15 protein-coding genes are annotated in these 16,632 nt (G+C 43.0%); 6 read left to right on the top strand and 9 right to left on the bottom strand.

The genetic code is table 11. The features are described from left to right. Positions 1-3: 3 nt before the first annotated feature. Positions 4-1,074: a cytochrome c oxidase subunit II gene (gene coxB / locus FB592_RS08755; protein WP_014663859.1), complete on the bottom strand. Its 1,071-nt coding sequence runs from the start codon at positions 1,072-1,074 to the stop codon at positions 4-6. Positions 1,075-1,313: 239 nt separating this feature from the next. Further along, positions 1,314-2,231, bottom strand: coding sequence for a heme o synthase (gene cyoE, locus FB592_RS08750; RefSeq protein WP_003232250.1), 918 nt, complete (start codon positions 2,229-2,231; stop codon positions 1,314-1,316). Positions 2,232-2,585: 354 nt separating this feature from the next. Between cyoE and ctaA the strand changes: the two genes are divergently transcribed. Further along, entirely contained in the window at positions 2,586-3,506 is a 921-nt protein-coding gene (gene ctaA, locus FB592_RS08745; RefSeq protein ID WP_021479351.1) for a heme A synthase CtaA, read from the top strand. Between the two features lie 413 nt (positions 3,507-3,919). Here ctaA and pyc read toward each other — a convergent pair whose 3' ends face one another. The 4 genes from pyc to glsA form a co-directional block, all read right to left on the bottom strand. Further along, the gene (gene pyc / locus FB592_RS08740; RefSeq protein WP_032725637.1) at positions 3,920-7,366 is read right to left on the bottom strand and encodes a pyruvate carboxylase; all 3,447 of its coding nucleotides are present in this window, start codon (positions 7,364-7,366) and stop codon (positions 3,920-3,922) included. A 74-nt stretch (positions 7,367-7,440) separates the two neighbouring features. After that, the gene (ftsW, locus tag FB592_RS08735; RefSeq protein ID WP_021479353.1) at positions 7,441-8,652 is read right to left on the bottom strand and encodes a cell division protein FtsW; all 1,212 of its coding nucleotides are present in this window, start codon (positions 8,650-8,652) and stop codon (positions 7,441-7,443) included. Between the two features lie 205 nt (positions 8,653-8,857). Continuing rightward, on the bottom strand, positions 8,858-9,139 hold the full coding sequence (locus FB592_RS08730) for an Fpa/YlaN family protein (protein ID WP_003245286.1): 282 nt from the start codon (positions 9,137-9,139) through the stop codon (positions 8,858-8,860). A gap of 97 nt (positions 9,140-9,236) precedes the next feature. Beyond that, positions 9,237-10,166, bottom strand: coding sequence for a glutaminase A (gene glsA / locus FB592_RS08725; protein ID WP_141949442.1), 930 nt, complete (start codon positions 10,164-10,166; stop codon positions 9,237-9,239). Positions 10,167-10,268: 102 nt separating this feature from the next. Between glsA and FB592_RS08720 the strand changes: the two genes are divergently transcribed. Continuing rightward, entirely contained in the window at positions 10,269-10,754 is a 486-nt protein-coding gene (locus FB592_RS08720; RefSeq protein WP_003245279.1) for a hypothetical protein, read from the top strand. Between the two features lie 2 nt (positions 10,755-10,756). Here the strand turns inward: FB592_RS08720 and FB592_RS08715 are convergent, their stop codons facing one another. After that, positions 10,757-12,085 carry a PhoH family protein gene (locus FB592_RS08715; RefSeq protein WP_003245272.1) on the bottom strand — a complete coding sequence of 443 codons (1,329 nt, stop codon included), beginning with the start codon at positions 12,083-12,085 and terminating at the stop codon, positions 10,757-10,759. 154 nt (positions 12,086-12,239) lie between these two features. Here FB592_RS08715 and FB592_RS08710 point away from each other — a divergent pair, with 154 nt between their 5' ends. Together FB592_RS08710 and FB592_RS08705 are read left to right on the top strand one after the other, a co-directional pair. Further along, entirely contained in the window at positions 12,240-12,869 is a 630-nt protein-coding gene (locus FB592_RS08710) for a YhcN/YlaJ family sporulation lipoprotein (protein WP_021479356.1), read from the top strand. Positions 12,870-12,951: 82 nt separating this feature from the next. After that, positions 12,952-13,161 (top strand): YlaI family protein, encoded by a 210-nt coding sequence (locus tag FB592_RS08705; RefSeq protein ID WP_080351412.1) that lies wholly within the window; start codon positions 12,952-12,954, stop codon positions 13,159-13,161. A 56-nt stretch (positions 13,162-13,217) separates the two neighbouring features. Here the strand turns inward: FB592_RS08705 and FB592_RS08700 are convergent, their stop codons facing one another. Together FB592_RS08700 and typA are read right to left on the bottom strand one after the other, a co-directional pair. Further along, the gene (locus FB592_RS08700) at positions 13,218-13,535 is read right to left on the bottom strand and encodes a YlaH-like family protein (RefSeq protein WP_003232274.1); all 318 of its coding nucleotides are present in this window, start codon (positions 13,533-13,535) and stop codon (positions 13,218-13,220) included. Positions 13,536-13,591: 56 nt separating this feature from the next. Beyond that, positions 13,592-15,430: a translational GTPase TypA gene (gene typA / locus FB592_RS08695; RefSeq protein WP_003232278.1), complete on the bottom strand. Its 1,839-nt coding sequence runs from the start codon at positions 15,428-15,430 to the stop codon at positions 13,592-13,594. A gap of 112 nt (positions 15,431-15,542) precedes the next feature. Here typA and FB592_RS08690 point away from each other — a divergent pair, with 112 nt between their 5' ends. Next, positions 15,543-15,731: a YlaF family protein gene (locus tag FB592_RS08690; RefSeq protein ID WP_003245500.1), complete on the top strand. Its 189-nt coding sequence runs from the start codon at positions 15,543-15,545 to the stop codon at positions 15,729-15,731. Between the two features lie 271 nt (positions 15,732-16,002). Then, on the top strand, positions 16,003-16,614 hold the full coding sequence (locus FB592_RS08685; protein WP_049139912.1) for a hypothetical protein: 612 nt from the start codon (positions 16,003-16,005) through the stop codon (positions 16,612-16,614). Positions 16,615-16,632 lie beyond the last annotated feature (18 nt).

The following is a 16,632-nucleotide window of genomic DNA, read 5'->3' as shown; positions in this document are numbered from 1 at the left end:
TCCCTACTTGCTTTCCGCTTTTAAGCCTTTTAAGTATTCATAAAGCGCATCTGTTTCGCTGTCTGAGAGCTTTGGATATGTGCCTGTCATTTTGTTCCCCGGCTTTATGCTGTCAGGGTCCTTCAGCCAAGCCTTCACATTTTCTTTGTTGGCCTCTTTCACCCCTGCCACTTTTGTCCTTTCACCGAAGGTCGCCAAGTTAGGTGCCGTTCTAGCGGCTTCTGCACGCTTATCATTCGGCTCTACCGCATGGCAGCTCAGGCAGTTTTTCTCTTTAAACAGTTCTTCACCCTGCTTAGCCAAATCGCTCTCTGCTGTAGATTTATAGTTTTTCATTTCTTTTGTCCAGCCCTGAAATTCCTTTGCAGACATCGTCTTCACCTTAAAATCCATCAGGGCATGTGAAGGGCCGCAAAGCTCTGCACACTTCCCAAAAAACATATCTCCTGCCTCTTTGCTTCGTTTTGAATCAAATGTCAGGAAGAACTTATTTTCATTATCCGTATTCGTATCAAGTTTTCCTCCAACTGAAGGAATCCAGAAGGAATGTTTTACATCAGAGGCTTTTAAATTAAAATATACACGCTGATCTGTCGGTACAATCAGCTCCTGGCTTGTGATAATGCCGTAATCAGGGTACTCAAACTCCCACCAGTATAAATTTGCCCTAACATTGACTACAAGAGCATCCTCAGCTTTGCGGCCTTTCTTATCCATTGGTGATGTGTCCGCTAGCTCCAGCGTATATAATACAACAGGAATCACAAGAATAATGAGCAGCAAAATCGGGATCACGGTCCATGTGATTTCTAAAAATTTATTCCCCTCTACCTGTTTCGGTATCGTGTTCTCACCGACCCGTGATCTTCTGAATCTCACAATCACATAAAAGAAGATAACAGATACTACTGCAACAACAACCACCATAATCAATGTGCTGAGCACTGTCAGGTCATACTGTTTATCAGCCACCTCGCCAGCAGGCTTGAGCGTGGATAAAAAAGGTTTTCCACATCCGCTTAATAGAAGCGGCACTAAGGCTAATAATAAAATAAGACGCCAATGCTTTACCATTTCACCCAACCCCTTTTCTGGTCAATACAAAGGCGGAAAGCGGATCGAAATCTATCGCCATCCAACCTATCACCAATAAAGCACTTACATTTCCTCTTCTCTTAAATTATGAGTTTTTTTACTCAAAATGCCATCTATGTATAAAAGTAAAGCCGCCTGATTAAACAAGAGGTCAAGGCGGCATTTACTAGTTGTCATCGTTTATTTTGAAGCGATAAAACAAGCATCATATCTATTTTTTAGAAAAGCGTCAAGACAACCATGGCAACGAAATAGATTGTCATGTAGTTGAGCGAGTAAACGAACATCTGCGTTGCCCACTTCATGATATTCTTGGAGCGGAATCCCATTAAGCCAAGAATCAGCCAGCCGATATTTAACAGCAAGCCGAGAATGACAATCGGAAGACCCAGGCTACCAAGGAAAAACGGAAGCGGCATCAGGCACGCAACCCACACAATAATTTGTCTTTTTGTCACTTCAAAACCATATACGACAGGAAGCATCGGAATATTTGCAGCTCTGTAATCCTCAGTTTTCTTGATAGCCAATGCTAAGAAGTGAGGAATCTGCCAAATAAATAAAATCATGAATAACACCCATGCTACGACACCGATATTCCCTTCCACTGCCGTCCATCCAATAAGCGGCGGCACTGCACCGGAAACGCTTCCTACTACTGTGTTAATCGTATAGCGGCGTTTCGTCCACATTGTGTACAATACAACATACGTAAAGACTCCGATAAAACCGATAACAGCAGCCATGACAGTTGTCATCAGCAGCATGATCAATCCTAAAGCAACCAGCAAAATTCCAGACCATAACGCCTGACTCGGCTGAATTTTACCCGTAACCGTCGGTCTTACTTTCGTACGCTCCATAAGATGGTCAATGTCCCGGTCATACCAGTTATTGATCGCACAGGAGCCCGCAATAATCAGTGAAGACCCGATTAACGTAAGAAGAACGGTGTTTATATTGCCTAAAAAACTTAAACCGGAAATATGCAGTGCAAGCCACATTCCAGTGAAAGTCGTGATGAGGTTAGAATTGACGATCCCTATTTTAATAAGGGACAGAAAATCTTTCCATGCCGTTGTTTCTTCAATTTGTCCGTCTATAGCTGTATCATTTAAGATTCTGGAGTTAGCCATAACGTAAACCTCCCTTACAAACCTAACGCAGGAGAATAAAATAACCTGCAACTCTATCATACAAGATAACATCTTGTAAAAAAACATCCTATTAAATATTAAACGACAAACAGGAATTTATTTGTGAACTTTTTATGAATTTTACCAAAGATGAAGGCAATCTCCAAATCGGCATTACGTTTACCTTATTTCTATCAGACCCGGCATGAATAATCAAGTGTACATTTTCCAGAAGCCGTCATTCTATTATATTTTTGTGAACAAAAGGCTCTGGGAATTGCCACAAAACACATATTCGCTTACACTTGGAACGTATATAAAATTGCAGCAGTATGTTGAGAAGGTGAATATTGTATGAATAAAGCATTAAAAGCTCTCGGTGTTCTGACGACATTTGTCATGCTAATTGTTTTAATCGGGGGTGCCCTCGTTACAAAAACAGGTTCCGGCCAAGGATGCGGCAGACAGTGGCCGCTGTGTCACGGCCGTTTTTTCCCTGAACTGAATCCGGCTTCAATTATTGAATGGAGCCACCGATTCGCAAGCGGAATCTCTATTGTCCTTGTGCTAAGCCTTGCGTTTTGGTCATGGAGAAAAATCACGCCGATTTTCCGTGAAACAACGTTTCTCGCGATCATGTCAATTATCTTTTTATTTCTTCAGGCATTGCTTGGCGCATTGGCTGTCGTATTCGGTTCGAACGCGCTGATTATGGCGCTTCACTTCGGCATCTCATTAATTTCTTTTGCTTCAGTGCTTATTTTGACATTGCTCATATTTGAAGCTGATAAATCAGTCAGAACACTGGTTAAGCCGCTTCAAATCGGCAAAAAGATGCAATTTCACATGATAGGAATTTTAATATATTCCTATATCGTTGTGTATACAGGCGCATATGTAAGACACACTGAATCAAGTCTGGCATGTCCTGATGTGCCGCTGTGCAGCCCGCTGAACAATGGACTTCCGACCCAATTCCATGAATGGGTGCAAATGGGCCACAGAGCAGCAGCCTTACTGTTATTTGTATGGATTATTGTTGCCGCTGTTCATGCTATTATCTCCTATAAAGATCAAAAACAGATCTTTTGGGGATGGATCTCATGTCTTATTTTCATTACATTACAGGCACTGTCCGGGATTATGATCGTATACTCTGAACTGGCTCTGGGCTTTGCACTTGCCCACTCGTTCTTTATTGCCTGTCTGTTTGGCGTTCTATGCTACTTCTTATTATTGATTGCTCGTTTCCGTTACGAATCCAGGCAATCATAAGGACTCAAGACCAAAGCCTTAGGCGGCTTTGGTCTTTTTTCATGTCTTGTTTTGGCGCTTTATTGTTTCAATGGCCAGCCTTCGCTGAACTTGATGATCAGTGAGCGGCTCACTTCGGCCTGTCCCCTTTCTCATCGTGATTATAGAAATTTCATATGCATCTATAGTCCGCGAACATAAGTATTAAAGCCTTTTGGCCATTGGAAAATCAGATAGTGCTTAAAGAAATATGCATGGACTACTACAAAGCATCTAAAAAATTGGTGGTATATAAGCCTCTTTTTATTTTGGGCTTGTGACAGTACTCTATAATCTCTGAAGTCCCCTTATATCTCTTCTAACCATCTGTTTCACTCCACATTTTCTATATAAAAAACAAGAGTGTATATCAAATGATATACACTCTTTGTTTTTTATGCTTTTTCAATTTCAAGGAGCAGATCTCCCGTTTGGATCGGCTCACCATTTTTCACATGAACCTGCTTGATTGTTCCTGAGAAAGGCGCCTGAACCGTTGTTTCCATTTTCATCGCTTCATTAATCATCAAATGATCACCTTTATTGACTTTTGTGCCTGCTTCAGCCAATACCTTAATAACTGTTCCAGGCATGGAAGCTGCGATGTGGCTTGGATTTGTCCGGTCTGCTTTCAGCCTTTCCTGAACGGAAGACTTAATGCTTTCATCTTTAATGACTACTTCACGCGGCTGCCCGTTGAGTTCGAAATAAACGACGCGGGTGGCATCAGGCTGAGGCTCACCGATTGAAATCAGCTTAACGATCAGCGTTTTGCCGCGCTCAATTTCAACTTCTATCTCTTCACCTAATGTCATACCGTAGAAGAATGTCGGTGTATCTAATACCGAGATGTCTCCATAGCTTTCTGTCGTTTTCACATAATCAGTGAAGACTTTAGGATAAAGGGCATATGCCACAGCATCCTGATCTGAAATTTCCAAGTTATGCTGCTCTTTAAATTCCTGTTTGATCGCTTCAAATGACACCGGCTCAAGCAGTTCGCCCGGTCTGACTGTAATCGGCTCCTGCCCTTTTAAGATCAGCTTTTGCAGTTTTTCTGGGAATCCGCCATGAGGCTGGCCGATATTTCCTTTAAAAAGCTCCACGACAGAATCAGGGAAATCTAAAGATTCACCTTTTTCGTAAACGTCTTTTTCAGTCAGATTGTTTTGCACCATGTAGAGTGCCATATCTCCGACTACTTTTGAGGAAGGCGTTACCTTGACGATGTCACCGAACATATCGTTCACGCGTCTGTACATTTCCTTGACTTCGTTCCAGCGGTCGCCAAGGCCTACTCCCTTGGCTTGCTGCTGCAGGTTGCTGTATTGGCCCCCTGGCATTTCGTGTTCATAAATTTCAGTATGCGGAGACTTCATTCCGCTTTCAAATTCACTATAATATTTACGCACCGACTCCCAATATTGGGACAGCAATTCAACGCCTTGGACATTCATTTCCGGACGGCGGTCGTTGCCTTCCATCGCATGATAAAATCCGCTCGCGCTAGGCTGTGACGTTAATCCCGCCATTGAGCTGACCGCCACGTCTATGATATCAACGCCGGCTTCAACAGCTTTCGCATACATATAAATACCGTTTCCGCTCGTATCATGCGTATGAAGGTGAACCGGAATGTCGATCGTTTCTTTCAACGCAGAAACGAGCTCATATGCAGCCTGCGGTTTTAACAGCCCTGCCATATCTTTAATCCCGAGAATATGGGCTCCGGCCGCCTCAAGCTCCTTCGCCATCGATGTATAATATGCAAGGTCGTACTTCGTCCGGTTCTTGTCAAGGATATCTCCCGTATAACAAATCGCAGCTTCTGCCACTTTGCCGGTATCCCTAACAGCATCAATGGCTAACGTCATCCCTTTTACCCAGTTTAAGCTGTCGAAAATACGAAACACATCAATACCGGATTGAGCTGATTGCTTCACAAATTCTTTAATCACATTGTCCGGATAATTCGTATAGCCGACCGCATTTGATGAGCGTAGCAGCATCTGGAATAAGGTATTCGGCACTTCTTTGCGAAGATCTTCCAAACGCTTCCACGGATCTTCTTTCAGGAATCGGTAGGCTACATCGAAGGTCGCGCCTCCCCACATTTCCATACTGAATAGTTCAGGCCATAACGCAGCCGTCGGATTTGCGATTTTTTTCAAATCATGCGATCTGATTCTAGTTGCCAATAACGATTGGTGGGCATCCCTGAATGTCGTATCAGTTAAAAGGACAGATTTCTGCTCCTTAACCCAATTTGCAAGCCCTTCTGCGCCTTTTTCATCGAGAATTTGCTTTGTTCCTTTGGCAGGCTGCTGATCAACGTCTACTTTTACGCTTAACGGTTTGTCAAACGCCGGTTTTTCTTTTTTCCCGATTCCGGGGAAACCGTTTACTGTCACATTGCCGATGTAAGTGAGCATTTTCGTTCCGCGGTCTTTTTGTTTAGGGAAATTAAATAATTCAGGCGTTGTATCAATGAAAGATGTATCATATTGCCCTGTCAGGAACTTCTCATGTTTTGCAACGTTCTCAAGGAATGGAATGTTCGTTTTTATGCCTCTGATTCTAAACTCCTGAAGGTTTCGCACCATTTTGGCAGCTGCCTGTTCAAACGTTAAAGCCCAAGTTGAAAGCTTAACGAGAAGTGAATCATAGTAAGGTGTGATCACGGCGCCCTGGAAGCTGTTTCCGGTATCAAGACGGACACCAAAACCGCCGCCTGAGCGGTAAGCCATGATTTTTCCTGTATCAGGCATGAAATCATTTTGCGGATCCTCAGTCGTAACCCGTGACTGAATGGCATAGCCGATTGTAAAAATGTCCTTTTGCTCAGGAATATTTACTTTTTTGCTGTGAAGGCTGTGCCCTTGGGCAACAAGGATCTGAGTTTGAACAATATCGACACCAGTAATCATTTCTGTTATCGTGTGTTCAACTTGTACGCGAGGGTTTACTTCAATAAAGTAGAACTCGTTGTTTGCAACAAGGAATTCGACCGTCCCCGCATTTATATAGTTTACATTTTTGGCAAGCGCAACTGCCGCCTCACAAATTTGGTCCCTTAATTCAGGTGACAGCGAGACACTCGGCGCCACTTCAATGACCTTTTGATGGCGTCTTTGAACGGAGCAATCCCTCTCAAAAAGATGGACGACATTTCCCTGCTTGTCTCCAATGACCTGAACCTCAATATGTTTCGGATTCTCAATTAATTTTTCTACATAAACTTCATCATTGCCAAAGGCTGCTTTCGCCTCTGATTTAGCACGCTCATATGCTTCTTTAACTTCACTTTCAGATCTGACAATCCGCATACCACGGCCGCCGCCGCCAAGCGAGGCTTTAATGATGATCGGATAACCGTTAGCTTGTCCAAATTGTTCGACGGCTTCAAGCGTTTCGGCAGGACCGTCGCTTCCCGGAATCACGGGGATTCCCGCTTTTTCTGCCTGCTCACGCGCTTTTACCTTGTCACCAAACATATCGAGATGCTCGGATTTTGGACCAATGAATACGATGCCTTCTTCTTCACATCGTCTCGCAAAATGAATATTTTCAGATAAGAAACCGTATCCCGGATGAATTGCATCGACTTTGTTTCTTTTCGCAATATCAATGATACCTTCAATATCCAGGTAAGCATCAATCGGTTTTTTCCCTTCACCGACCAAGTATGCTTCATCCGCTTTGTACCGATGGTAGGAACCGGAATCTTCTTTTGAATAGACCGCAACTGTTCGAATATTCAACTCGGTACACGCCCGGAATATTCGGATTGCAATTTCTCCCCTGTTTGCTACTAATACTTTTTGTATCGATTGCTGAGACAAACTTTTCTCCCCCTTACCCGAATGGAATATAATCTATCATAGCGGAATATCCTTCCCCTGTACACACTTGTTTTTTACAGATAAACAGTTTTTTTGAGCTGTTTCTTTTTCATTCCCTTCGGCGCCAAGGGCTCTTTCTTTTTCTTATTCTCTGAATATTTCACAAACATGCTGATATTCGCTAATATCCCCATACTCCCCAGCAGCAGCACCAAAGAAGAGCCCCCGTAACTGATAAATGGCAGCGTAACCCCTGTAATCGGAATTAATCCGCTGACACCGCCAAGGTTAATAAACGACTGGATGGCAATCATGCTTGAAATGCCGATCGCCAGAAGACTTCCAAACGGGTCCTCACATTTTCTGGCAATATAAAAACCTTTTATGACGACAAAACCCAATAAGAAAATCACAAACAATACCCCAAAAATGCCGAGCTCTTCAGCAATGACAGCCATAATAAAGTCAGTGTGTGATTCAGGCAGATATCCGTATTTTTGGATACTTTCACCGAGCCCCAGGCCGAAAATGCCGCCTGAGCTGATCGCATAATAAGAATTGATCACTTGCAAACCTGATGAATTTGCATACTTAAATGGGTCTTCAAGACTCTCAAAACGCGCCAAACGGCCTTTAGTTAAAATTTGATCCTGATTTAAATAGAGAATCGGGCTGACTAAAATGAAAACAATTCCGCCGAGCAAAAGCAGCCTCACCAGCGTCTTTCCGCTGAATCCGGAGCACAAGATCATGCACGTCGCAATTAACCCTATAATCATGGCTGTACCGAAATCTGGCTGCATGGCAATTAACCCGCAAATTATAAGCGTCATGACTACCGGAGGGGCTACTCCCGTTAACAGATGGTCGATATAACTTTGTTTTTTTGCATATACGGCTGCAAGGTATAAAATCACGACCAGTTTCACAAACTCCCCAGGCTGAATACTCATTCCGCCGATTTTAAACCAGCTCTGCGCGTTTCCGGCAACATGCCCGAAAACAAACAGTGAGATAAGCGCAAGAACAGATACAAGCAGTATCCCTTTCTGAAACTTTTGATGGGCCAGTGCCTTGTAAGGAAACAACGCCATGAGAATAAATAGAGCGCCACCCGCAATTAAAGCAAACAGCTGCCGCATGAAGAAAAAATTACTGCTTACTCCATACCGGGAGACAGCTGTAATCATGCTTGAGCTGTATACCATCACTAAACCGAATCCGCATAATAAAACGATTGCGAATATCAGTGAGTAATCATAAGATTTTAGCATTTTTTTTAACATAACATCCTCTTCCCTGCTTCTAACTTCCATTATCTATGGTTTTTATGTATTTATCTTTTTTATTTTACTACAATTTATCAAACGAGACGAAGAATCTCTATACGATTCGGAAGGAATGTGTAAAAAAAGTCCGTCTTTTATGAGATGAGAGAAAAATAGCGGTTATAAAAAAACCCAAACTGTTAATAAGTTTGAGTTTTATCATTTATTTAGCTGTAAACGCGTCATGTAAAGCAGACAATTCGCGTTCCAATGTGTATAAAAGGTCTTTACCGTCTTTTTCATCAACCAATCCCAGGCGGACAGCAAAATCGATTTCCCTCGAAAGCCCGAACATTTGAGTATCTAAAACCTCTTCATATAGAGGACATTGAGGCATCGTTAAGTTATCCATTTGTACTCGGATCAGCTTCAAAATCTTCTCAGCGTCCACTTTTAAGAGTTCAAAAGCTTTTTGCCGATGGTCAACTATCATCTCTGAAGCCAAAAGTATCCCTCCGTTCCCCAGGCGAGTACCTAATTCTTCTATTTATCATAAAGGGTATCAACAGAAAATGCAAGAGGATTTAAGCATATGACATAAATTAAAAAATACTCAGCCTGTACATCTCAGACATTATTTCCAAAAGCTTTACACCTGCAATGCTGTTCCCTTTTTCGTCTAATGCGGGGCCGAATATGCCGATCCCGAAATCGTAAGGCGAAATGCCCATAATCCCGCCGGATACGCCGCTTTTCGCAGGAATTCCGACCTTAATTGCGAATTCCCCGCTTGCATTGTACATTCCGCACGTCACCATAAACGTTTTGCAAATTCTAGCGACATCTTTTGAGATGACTTGCTCCCCAGTCTCTGGATGTCCGCCGTTCAATGCAAATACAGATCCGATTTTCGCTAAATCCAAGCTGTTCATCTCAATCGCGCATTGCTTCGTGTATAAATCCATTACTGCTTCTACATCATCTTCAAAAATGCCGTACTGCTTCATATAATAACACATCGCCCGATTAATCATTGAAGTGCTGTATTCAGATTCAGCCACTTCCCGGCAGTATGTAATCTCTTGGTTGTTTGTCAGCCTTCTGATAAAAGAAAGCAAATAATCAAGTCTCTCTTTCACCGTTCTTCCTCTTATCAGACTTGTCACTACCAATGCCCCGGCATTAATCATAGGGTTTAACGGCTTGCTCGGATTCACCGTTTCGAGCTTGATAATTGAATTAAACGGATCACCGGTCGGCTCCTGTCCAACATAACTGAAGACCTTATCTTTGCCGTATTCCATTAACACCAAAGCAAGGGAAAGGACTTTCGATATACTTTGAAGCGTAAATGTTTTTTCTACGTCACCTGCTGACAGACAAACATTATTGGAATAATAAATCGCCACTGACAGGTCGTGTTTATCAGCTTTTGCCAAGGCGGGAATATAGCTGGCTACCTCCCCCTTGTCCGTTACTTTTTTCGCCTTTTTCACTAAGGCTTCAAGCTCATCATTATGCCGGCATACCATGCAAACACCCTCGTTCCCTCAGCATTTCAATACACATAATTTGTACACAAAGTGACAATTCATGCGAAAACTTTTATAATTTTGAGAGAAGGGGGTCATATCATGAGCGTTATCCAAGTAAAAGGCAATGTTACATATCCAATTACCATTGATCCAAGCGTATGGATTTTTGATGATCGCAAATTTTCGTTTGACCGCAAAGGGGACAGTCAAGACACATATTTACAATCAGCCGGGGATGAATCAGACCTTGATCCGGAACGCGTCATCAGAGAGGGGCGAATCGCGCCGCCTACATTAAAGACGGAAAAGCAATATGAGAAGCAAAAACTGATGAACGGCAGTTTCGCAATGAGACTTGGGACTGTCCTGAAAAATGCTGAGCCGAACAGCTCTGCGACACAATGTGTATTTGTCACAAGTTCGGGAAAGGCCGCCGTTTCTCTGGAAACTGCTCTGAACAGTATTGTCCATTTCAGTGAGGCAGGCAAGCCGATTCAAGAAGGCGGCCCCGTGCATATTTACTTTGAAGACCCGGTCCATCACAAACAGCCGATTACCGATGTAAAAGAGATCGAAATCATTTAATGTTACAGCAAATCAGCTGCGAGCTGGGCGAGACCTGATCTCTCACCTTTTAACAGCTTCACGCTGCCTGAGATGGGTTGTCCTTTAAACCGCTCAACCACATAGGCCAAACCATTATTCAGACTGTCTAAATATGGGTGATCAATTTGTTCAGGGTCACCCATTAAGACAATTTTACTGCCTTCACCGACTCTCGTCAGCAAAGTTTTCACCTCATGCCTGGTCAAATTTTGCGCTTCATCAATGATAATAAATTGATCTGGAATGCTTCTCCCTCTGATATAAGTCAGCGCCTCTACCTGAATTGAGCCAATTCCCGCCAAAATAGCATCAAGCTCCCCTGGTTTTTTCGCATTAAACAGAAACTCTAAGTTGTCAAAAATCGGCTGCATCCAAGGCTTTAGCTTTTCCTCTTTTTCGCCTGGCAAATATCCGATGTCCTTGCCAACAGGAACAATCGGCCTTGCGACGACCAGCTTTTTGTATATTCCCAAGTCTTCTGTCTGTAATAGCCCTGCCGCCAAAGCTAAGAGCGTTTTGCCGGTTCCAGCTTTTCCGATCAGGGTGACAAGCGGAATATCTTCCCGCAGCAAAAGCTCTAATGCCATTGTCTGCTGTACATTTTTGGGCCTGATTCCCCATATATGTTCATCATCAAATACGAGTCTTTTTAATACCGTTCCGGTTTTGTCTGCAATTCCGACTGCCGAGGAGGATCCTCCTAGCTCATCCTTCATTAAAGCAAACTGATTCGGATAAAACGCATGCTGTTTCACATCGTTTACTGAAATTTGATTTTTCCCGTAAAAAGAGCTGAACAGCTGCTGGCTGATATATAAATCCTTATAGCCGCTGTACATTTCATCATTGTCCACAACCCGGTCATTCAAGAAATCTTCAGCAAGCAGTCCGATTGCGTCGGCTTTAACCCTGACCAGTACATCCTTACTGACGAGGATAACCGGCCTGCCATTTTCCTTGGTTTCTTCCTCGAGGCTCAAGTTTTTCGCAACGGCTAATATGCGATTATCGTTCGTCTTTTCAATAAAGATCTCTTGCAGCTGGTGAAACGAACGATGATTCAGTTCAATTCTCAGTGTGCCGCCGGTGTCAAGCGGTACATGCTCATGCAGCCTGCCCTTTTGTCTTAGCGCATCGATTAGCTTAGATACGTGCCTTGCATTCCTCCCAACTTCGTCCATATACCGTTTTTTTGAGTCAACCTCTTCTAAAACGACAGCAGGGATGACAACCTCATTTTCTTCAAAAGAAAATATCGCGTTAGGATCCTGTAATAACACATTCGTATCTAACACATAAATTTTACTCAAGTCTCAGCCTCCTGATATAAGGGTCAAAGTTCTTCCTGCTTCTCTTTTGATGAAAAAGATGAATGCCTGCTAAAATATATGTTTTTGTGCATAAAGATAGAAGGTTAATTCAACAATAAAATTAATGAAAGCATTTTAAGGAGGGAACCCGCAAGTGCGAATTCTTTTCATTATCATACAGCTGACACTTATCCTGTCCGCTTGTGCCTATCAACAAGGAAAACAGGGCCAGAATGTTGAAAAAGAATCAACAAGACAGCAGGAGACTAAACCGATTCACGTAAAGGACACAACTCAAGAAACAAAAGACAATGGAACAAGAACGGATATTGCCAAGCATCTTGTCAGCGTTGCTGAAAAAAACCCCGACGTCAAGGATGCAACAGCCGTTGTGCTGGGAGGCTATGCTGTTGTTGGGATTGATGTCGATGATACTTTGGACAGAAGCAAAGTGGAAACCATTAAATATTCTGTAGCTCAGGCGCTAAAGAATGATCGATATGGCGCCAACGCAGTAGTCATTGCTGATCCCGATACGGTCAGCCGCCTTCGCGAAATGAGCAGAGAAATCAGCGAGGGCCGTCCGGTAACAGGCATACTGGATGAATTAGCTGCAATTGTCGGCCGAGTGCTTCCCGAAGTGCCTAACGATGTGATTGACAATGAAGACGAACCGCAAACAAAGCAGCAAAATGACCAATTAAATAGAAAACAGCAGCAGGAAATGGAGAAGGAGCAAAACGATCAATCTGATCATCATATGAAAAAGAACAACAATGACTAAGCTATAGCCTTGCGCTTTAGCTTTTTCTTATTTTGGACAGCTTCTGATCCGTGCTATAATACATGTTAGTGAAAGAGGTGATATGATGAGGGTCAAATGTTCTATTTGCGATAAAATTGAAACAATTGATGATGATACCCTGATCGCGAAACGGCTTCGAAACCGCCCGATCCATACATATATGTGCCAAGACTGCCACGATCGGATTGCCAAAAAAACAGAGGAACGGCTGAAAACGGGAAAATTTACTTTTCACCCGGGACAGCAGAAAAAAGAAAAAGTCAAAAAATAAAGCGGCCGCTTAACCATACAGAACACAAAAAAAGACTCAGCTTTCAGCTGAGTCTTTTATGATTTTGCAGACTGTCCTTTTTTCGACTGATACAGCCGGATTTTGTAAATGATTAAAATCAGCGCAGCGACGACCAATCCTTCTGCCACGGGCAAAAACACCCCTAAAAAAGTCAAAACAGTGCAGCCCAACGCCAAAAATACATACACCACTGCAGATTTTAATACAGGAAGCCGTTTAGCAAATCCAAGCTTAAATACAATAACGGCCAACACAAAAATCGTGCCGTACAGCAGCCACATGCCTGCCGCAGGCTGCCGGTCTACTTGATATAGAGCGGCGAAGAACGACAGACGTTCGCTTACGTCATTCAAAAAGATTCCCTCCCCTGTAAACGTACGGGTTCTATCTTTTCAAATTCTGCACGAGATTAAGACAATCCTGCTGTTTTTTTCTTTTTAGCTGCTTTTTCACGTTCGTTCTTATTGAGGATCTTCTTTCTTAAACGGATGGATTCAGGCGTTACTTCACAATATTCATCTTCGTTTAAGTACTCTAGAGACTCCTCAAGAGACATGATGCGCGCTTTTTTAATTGTAGTTGTCTGATCCTTTGTCGCAGAACGGACGTTTGTTTGCTGTTTCATTTTGCTGACGTTAACAACAAGGTCATTGTCACGGTTATGCTCTCCAACGATCATTCCTTCGTATACTTCAGTCCCCGGCTCAACGAAGATGACACCGCGGTCTTCAATTCCTTGAATACCGTATGATGTTGCTTTTCCGTTTTCCATTGACACAAGTACACCTTGACGGCGTCCGCCGACTTGGCCTGCCTGCATCGGCTGGTAGCTGTCAAACGTATGGTTCAAAATACCGAATCCGCGTGTTAATGATAGGAATTCTGTAGAGTAACCGATCAATCCGCGGGAAGGAACTGTAAAGATGAGACGGACTTGGCCGTTTCCGTTGTTGATCATATCAACCATTTCGCCTTTGCGGGCACCCATTGATTCCATGACAGAGCCAGTATGCTCTTCAGGAACATCAATTTGCACACGTTCAACAGGCTCACAGCGTACGCCGTCGATTTCTTTGATAATAACTTCAGGTTTTGACACTTGAAGCTCATAGCCCTCACGACGCATATTTTCAATTAAAATTGACAAGTGCAGTTCACCGCGTCCTGAAACAACCCAAGCATCAGGAGAAGCTGTCGGCTCAACACGCAAGCTCACATCCGTCTGAAGCTGTGATTGAAGACGCTCTTCGATTTTGCGGGCCGTTACATATTTGCCTTCACGGCCTGCAAACGGACTGTTATTCACGACAAATGTCATTTGAAGTGTCGGCTCATCAATGCGAAGCACCGGAAGCGGATCTTGATGGTCTACAGGACATACCGTTTCACCAACGTTGATATCTTCCATCCCGGAAACCGCAACGAGGTCTCCCGCTTTTGCTTCTTCAATTTCCACACGCTTTAAGCCTTGGAAACCAAAAATCTTTGTAACACGGAATGACTTTGCCGTTCCGTCAAGCTTCATAAGAGAAACCTGCTGTCCGACTTTCATTGTGCCGCGGAATACGCGTCCGATTCCGATACGGCCTACATAGTCGTTGTAGTCAAGAAGGGCAACTTGGAATTGAAGCGGCTCCTCTGCATTATCAACAGGTGCCGGGACATGCTTAATAATGGTTTCATATAAAGCTTCCATGTTTTCATCCTGTTGTTTCGGATCAAGACTCGCTGTTCCATTAATCGCGGAAGCATATACCACTGGGAACTCGAGCTGCTCTTCATTAGCATCAAGCTCAATGAACAGATCCAGAACTTCATCGATAACTTCCTCTGGACGAGCAAAGTCACGGTCAATTTTGTTTACAACAACAACAGGGTTCAGGTTTTGCTCAAGAGCTTTTTTCAGAACAAAACGAGTTTGAGGCATACAGCCTTCATATGCGTCAACGACAAGCACTACGCCGTCAACCATTTTCATAATCCGTTCTACTTCTCCCCCAAAGTCTGCGTGTCCAGGGGTGTCCAAAATATTGATACGTGTATCTTTATAGTTAATCGCAGTATTTTTCGCCAATATTGTAATGCCGCGTTCGCGTTCAAGATCATTAGAGTCCATTGCGCGTTCAGCAACCTGTTCGTTGGCACGGAACGTACCAGCCTGATGTAAAAGCTGATCGACTAGAGTCGTTTTCCCATGGTCAACGTGGGCAATAATCGCGATGTTGCGAAGATCATTTCGAAGTTTCACTTTTTCATCTCCTAAAAAAATTAGATAACTTTCATATTATATCACACATCCTCTTTAAAAGCGTCACGTTTTTCTGTAAACTTAATATAAGACGTAAAAGGGGATGGAATTTATGAAAAAAATGAATTGGCTTTTACTATTATTTGCATTTGCAGCGGTTTTCAGCATTATGCTGATCGGCGTCTTTATCGCTGAAAAAAGCCCTGCAGGCATTATCGCCAGCATTGTACTTGTTTGCGCTGTCATGGGCGGCGGATTTACATTAAAAAAGAAAATGCGCGAACAAGGCTTGCTTGATTAAAAGCATTGCCCCGCCGGCGACATTGTAATCAAAAAACACCGCAAAGAAAGCGGTGTTTTTCATTTCTTAAGCCTTATCTCCCCTGTTTCTTAGTCAGGAAGATGCAAAACAGCCTTCATACATAGACAATCGTTCTAACGATCACACGTGCAGCCTTCAAAAAGTAGTTCGGCAACGATACACATAAAATACCATAGCGCCTATTCCTCCACCGGAAACTACTCCCTATAATGGAATTTGTAGCACAATTCATAAAAGGGAGAGAAGAAACATGAAGAAAACATTTGTAAAAAAAGCTATGTTAACGACTGCCGCAATGACATCAGCTGCTCTATTAACGTTCGGTCCTGATGCAGCCAGCGCAAAAACACTGGTTGATAACACTGCTGTTCAACTCCAGCATCAGGCGAGCACTAACGAAGATCTCAATACATTCATTGATATATTAAATCAATGTATATACGAACAAGACGGTGTATATTATTTTGACAGCGAAAAAGCTGTCGAGTTAGGAATGACAAAAGAAGAGGCTCAGGTAATTGCTACACTCTGGGAATCGACATCAGAATTTTTCAGCATTGTTTCACAATGTGTGTATCTCGAGGATGGAAATTACAAATTTGATACAGAAAAAGCAGTTGAACTTGGCTTCACAGAAAAAGAAGCACTTGCACTTGAACAATTTTTCTCCGCTGTTTCTCTCAAGATTCACATTCTTCAAGCAGCCATTGTGCTACAAGATGATGTGTACAGCTATGATAAAGACGCAGCGCTACAAGCAGGTGCAACGCCACTGCAAGCTGACGTTTATGAAAAACTCTTCAGTGCCATGTCACAAGAACAGCTTTCCGCTATTTACGATATGATTCATCCCCAGGCTTAATGTGAAAAAGCGCTTGCC

The organism is Bacillus sp. SJZ110 (assembly GCF_006715455.1).
GTDB classification, from domain to species: Bacteria; Bacillota; Bacilli; order Bacillales; family Bacillaceae; genus Bacillus; species Bacillus subtilis.
Note: the sequence above shows the minus strand (reverse complement) of the source record. Positions and strands in the feature narration are given on the sequence as shown.